This is a genomic window from Variovorax sp. 20P10.2.4 (assembly GCF_058244205.1).
In genome coordinates this window covers 1-4,768 of record NZ_JBZAYE010000560.1, presented here as the reverse complement: position 1 = coordinate 4,768, position 4,768 = coordinate 1, and the positions used below count along the sequence as shown (strand labels likewise).

6 protein-coding genes are annotated in these 4,768 nt (G+C 71.1%); 2 read left to right on the top strand and 4 right to left on the bottom strand.

Annotated features, from left to right (window positions below):
* Together tagH and AC27VN_RS32940 are read left to right on the top strand one after the other, a co-directional pair.
* Window positions 1-706, top strand: a 706-nt coding sequence (gene tagH, locus AC27VN_RS32945; RefSeq protein ID WP_490879291.1) for a type VI secretion system-associated FHA domain protein TagH, incomplete at its 5' end; no start/stop codon positions are given.
* The gene (locus tag AC27VN_RS32940; protein WP_490879290.1) at window positions 699-1,517 is read left to right on the top strand and encodes a PP2C family protein-serine/threonine phosphatase; all 819 of its coding nucleotides are present in this window, start codon (window positions 699-701) and stop codon (window positions 1,515-1,517) included. The genes tagH and AC27VN_RS32940, both read left to right, overlap by 8 nt.
* 24 nt (window positions 1,518-1,541) lie before the next feature.
* Here AC27VN_RS32940 and AC27VN_RS32935 read toward each other — a convergent pair whose 3' ends face one another.
* From AC27VN_RS32935 to AC27VN_RS32920, 4 genes are all read right to left on the bottom strand, one after another.
* Window positions 1,542-1,922: a DUF4150 domain-containing protein gene (locus AC27VN_RS32935; RefSeq protein WP_093343911.1), complete on the bottom strand. Its 381-nt coding sequence runs from the start codon at window positions 1,920-1,922 to the stop codon at window positions 1,542-1,544.
* A 13-nt stretch (window positions 1,923-1,935) separates the two neighbouring features.
* The gene (locus tag AC27VN_RS32930; RefSeq protein ID WP_490879289.1) at window positions 1,936-2,598 is read right to left on the bottom strand and encodes a DUF3540 domain-containing protein; all 663 of its coding nucleotides are present in this window, start codon (window positions 2,596-2,598) and stop codon (window positions 1,936-1,938) included.
* 43 nt (window positions 2,599-2,641) lie between these two features.
* On the bottom strand, window positions 2,642-3,691 hold the full coding sequence (locus AC27VN_RS32925; protein ID WP_490879288.1) for a pentapeptide repeat-containing protein: 1,050 nt from the start codon (window positions 3,689-3,691) through the stop codon (window positions 2,642-2,644).
* Window positions 3,688-4,768 (bottom strand): pentapeptide repeat-containing protein (locus tag AC27VN_RS32920; protein WP_490879287.1); only part of this gene is annotated, 1,081 nt, incomplete at its 5' end. The genes AC27VN_RS32925 and AC27VN_RS32920, both read right to left, overlap by 4 nt.

The window sequence follows — 4,768 nt, the reverse complement described above, 5'->3', positions numbered from 1 at the left end:
GCCCGTCGAAGTCGCCGCGCCGAAGGCGAGCCCCGAACCGGTCGCCGTGGTTGCATCCCCGAGCCCCGCCGCCGACACCGCGCCCGCGCTGCCCGCGGCCTCCTGCGAGGCGCTGTTCCGCGCCTTCCTCGACGGCGCCGGCGTGCCCGACGTCGCGGGCCAGCAGCAACTCGATGCCGAGATGATGCGCAGGCTCGGCCGGCTGATGCGGGCCTTCACCGACGGCACCATCGAGCTGCTGTCCTCGCGCGCGATGCTCAAGCGCGAGGTGCGCGCCGAGATCACGATGATCGTGGACGAGGAGAACAACCCGTTCAAGATCCTGCCCAACGGCCGCGCGGTGCTGATGCAGATGTTCGGCGCACGCATGCCGGGCTTCCTGCCGCCCGAGGCCGCGGTGCACGACGCGCTCGGCGACCTGCAGTCGCACCAGCTCGGCATGGTCGCGGGCATGCGCGCCGCGCTGCTGATGGTGCTGCAGCGCTTCGACCCCGAGGCGCTCAAGAAGGACACGCCGCACGACGGCGGCCTCGGCGAGAAGCTGCTGCCCGGCGGGCGCGAGGCGCGCCTGTGGCGCCAGCTGCAGCAGCTGCATGCCGAGACCACGGCCGCGGTCGAGGACGACTTCCAGGCCGTGTTCGGCCGGGCCTTCCAGCAGGCCTACGACCGGGAAATGGAACGATTGAAGGAGGCACGCCGTGCTTGAAGCGACCCGCACGACCCCGTTCGCCGTCCCGCTGTCCACGTCGCAGTTCTCCTGCGTGGGCGAGCGCAGCGGCAACCAGGATGCGATCGGCTACCACCTCGACGACTGGTTCGGCTGCTTCGTCGTCAGCGACGGCGTCGGCGGCAACGCCGGCGGCGAGCAGGCCGCGCGCACCGCGGTCGACACCGCGCTCAATGCCTTCGTCGCCAACCCCTCGGTGGCCGCCGAGGACATCCAGCAGTGCGTGACGCGCGCCAACGACGCGATCCTCGCGCGCCAGCGCGCGCAGGCCGAGCAGGGGAAGATGAGCGCGACCTTCGTCTCGCTGTTCGTCGACCGCAGCAACGGCCAGGCGCGCTGGGCCCACGTGGGCGACAGCCGCCTCTACTGGTTCCGTCGCGGCGTGCTGATGGAACGCACCGAGGACCACAGCCTGTCGCAGCGCTCGCGCGAAGGCATGGCGCAGGGCGAGGCGGCGCCGGCCAACGGCGCGCAGGCACTGATCCAGAGCAACCTGCTCTACCGCGCGCTGGGCGCGCGCGAGCGCGCCGAGGCCACCGTCTCGGGCACGCAGCGGCTGGCCGACGGCGATGCCTTCCTGCTGTGCACCGACGGGCTGTGGCAGCTGATCTCGCAGCAGGTCATGGAGCGCTCGCTGCAGCTGGCCGACAGCGCCGAGGAATGGCTCGCGCTGCTGCGCCGCGCGGCCGAGGCCAAGGCCGACGAGTCGCGCGACAACTTCTCGGCGCTCGCGGTGTGGGTGGGCTTTCCGCAGCAGGTGACGCTGGCGGGCACGGCCACGCCGCGCTGAGCGCTGAGCGCGGGCCCGGCCGCTTCAGGCCGCCAGCACCAGCACCTTGAGCTGGCTCGGCACCAGCCGCATGCCGACGATGTTGCAGCGGTTCTGCAGCGTGATGCTGGTGACGCGCGTCGCGGGCGTGCCCTTGAGCAGCACCGTGAAGGCACCCGTCAGGTGGCGCGACTGCTGCATGAAGGTCTGCGAGATCATGCCGCCCAGCACCCCGGGCTGGTCGCCGAGCGTGATCGGCGTGACGGTCGCCATGTTGTGGGCCGGCATGCCCATGAACAGGATGTTCCAGGCATTGGGAATGGCCATCGGCCCCAGCGCCATGTTGGGAAAGGGAATGGGCACCGGCGTGCGGCACACGTCGGGGAACGCGAGGTCCATCCCGAACAGCTGGCAATTGGCGAACATGCGGCCTCCCTCCTCAACCCATGTGGATCTGCGCGGCGTCGACCTTCACCAGGTCCTGCCCGGTGACGGTCGTGTGCCGGCCGTGGATGCGCACCGTCTCGCTGGCCTTGCAGTCGAGGTGGCGCACGCGCGACTGGTCCATCTCGTCGACGATGCGCAGCGTGTTGCGCGCCATCTGCACGATGCGGTCGGCCACGGTCTCGAAGACCTTGCCGAACAGCTTCGCCGTGCCGGTGGTCGCCTCGACGTTCTTCGCCGTGAGGCGCAGCGCGTCGGTGCGGCAGTCGGCACTTCCGGCCTGCATCGACCACTGCTCGGCGCTCATGGCGAGCCGCGTGCCGCTGCGCAGCCGCACCTCGCCCTCGCTCTCGATCGCGACCGGGTGCGCGTTGCCGCCGAGCACCAGCGCGCCGTCGACCTCGATGCGGCTGACGGCGGCATCGGCCTGCTCGAGCACCGCGATCAGGAACACGCGGTAGGCATCCGGCCCCGAGACCAGCACGGTGTCGCCGAGCTGCGGCTTGAGCAGGCAGCTGGCGGCGCGGCGGCAGGTGCGCAGGCCGCCGGCCTCGTCCTCGATGGCGAACTGCCCGTCGGCCAGCAGGCTGCGAACCGTGCCGATCGAATGAACCGGAGACGAGGCGTCGGAGGCGACGCGCAGCGGAACGACGTTCATGGTGATTTCCCTTTTCGAGCTCGGATGAAACGATGGCGCGGCATCAGCGGGCGTCGGACCACGACTGCGCGCGGTGCAGGTCCGGGTCGTTTTCGATGATGCCGCCGCGCCTGGAGAAACGGGTGCCCTGCTGGATGGCGCGGTGCATGCGGGTGCGCAGGAAGTGCGCATCGACGAGGTCCGCGTCCGTGAGGTCGGCATAGGAGAAGTCGGCGTCCTCCAGCCCGGCCTGCGCGAAGCTCGCGCCCTGGCAGCGCGCGCGATGGAAGACGGCGAGCGGCAGCCAGGCCTGCGCGAAGTTCACGCCCTCGAGCGCGGCATCCACCCACAGCGACTGGTCGAAGCGCCCCGCGCCGCAGTCGGCGCCGGCCAGGTCGGCCTCCGCGAAGATGGTCATGCAGGCCTCGGCCCCGCCGAAGCGCGCGCCGCGCAGCGAAGCGCCCTTGAAGTTGCTCTGCGTCAGCGTGGCCTGGCGGAAGTCGACCTCGTCGAGCCGCGAGTCGGTGAACTGGCAGCGCGGCAGCACGAGCCCGGCGAACTGCTGGCGCGCGAGCTCGCATTCGAGGAACACCACGCCATCGCCCTGGAACTGCGCGAAGACGGTGCTGCGCAGGTCGAGCTTGAACATCGTCACGGACTGCAGGCTGGCGCCGGTGAAGTCGCAGCGCGCCAGGTTCGATTCCGTGACGGTGGCCTGCGCCATGCGCCGGGTGCGCAGCGAGGCCTCGGTCAGGTCGCAGCGAAAGAAGGTGACGCGGTCGAGCACCGCATCGTCGAAGCGCGCGAGCGCCAGGTGCGACTCGACGAACCCGGCCTGCTCGAGCAGGGCGCCCGAGAAGTTCGCGCGCTCGAAGCGCCCGCGGAACAGCTGCAGCTGCCCGCCCTTGGCGCCCGCGAAGTCGCAGTCCGCCATCGTGCAATGGCTGAGGATGCCGCCCGAGAGGTCGGCGCCGCGGAAATCGGCACCGGTGAAGTCGATGCGGTCCCACAGCGCGCCCGACAGGTCGAGCCCGCGCAGGTCCCAGCCGCGGCAGTCGAGGCCCTGGAGCTGCACGCCGTGGCGCACCGCATCGAGCAGTTCGTCGAGGGTCATGGCGTGGCCTCCGGATCGCGCCGCGGCCAGACCTTGGCATGCTGCGTGTAGGCGTCCTCGAGCAGCGTGGTGGCATCGATGAAGGCCTGCGACACGTCGGCGCGGAACAGGTTGGCCTCGCGCAGGTCGCTGCCCAGCAGGTTCGACTTCGAGAAATTGGCGTCGATCAGGTTCGCCCCGCGCAGCGAGGCGCGCGCGAGGTTGGCGCGCACGAACAGGCTCTCGCCCGCGACGAAGCCGTCGAGCCGCGCGTCCGACAGGTCGCATTCCGACAGGTCGCAGTTCTCCAGCCGCACCGCGCTCAGGTCCGCGCCCGCGAAGGAGGTGCCGCGCATGCCGCACTGCTTCATGAAGGCGCCCACCGCCGTCACGCCCGCGAACGCGCTGCCCAGCGCGATGCTGCAGGCATCGAAGCGCGCATGCGAGAGATCGACCTGCGCCACCAGCCGCACCGTGACGAAGCCGCAGCGCACCAGCCGCGCGGCATTCAGCGACACGCGCTCCAGGCTGCATTCGAGCAGCAGCACCTGGTTGAGCTCGGCCTGGTCCAGCACCAGGTCGCGCAGCGTCATGCGGCGCAGCGCGACCTGCGTCCAGCGGGAGGACTGCATGGCGCATTCCACCATCTCGGTCTCGTGCAGCTGGGTCTGGTCGAGCTGCGCGCCGCGCAGGTTGCAGCCCGTGAAGCGCGTGCCGTGGCACAGGGTTTCGCGCAGGCTGGCCGACGAGAGGTCGCAGTTTTGCAAGTGCGCGCCGCCGAGGTTGGCCTTGTCGAGCCGGCTGCCCGCCAGCAGCGTGCCGGTCAGCAGCGCGCGCGCGAGCACGGCTTCGGTGAAGTCGCAGCCCTCGAGGTTGGCGCCCTGCAGGTTCGCATCGGCCAGCACCGCGTGGCTGAAGTCGGCGCCGCGCAGGTCCATGCCCGAGAGGTCGGCGCCCGTGAGGTTCATCTTCGAGAAGTGGCGCGCCCCGGGTGCGGCCGCTTCCAGCCGGCGCCGCAGCTTGGCGGCGCGGAAGCTGGTCACGCGCGGGGCCTCGGGCGCCAGGTGCGCCGAGTACAGGCGTCCCTGCAGCTTCAGC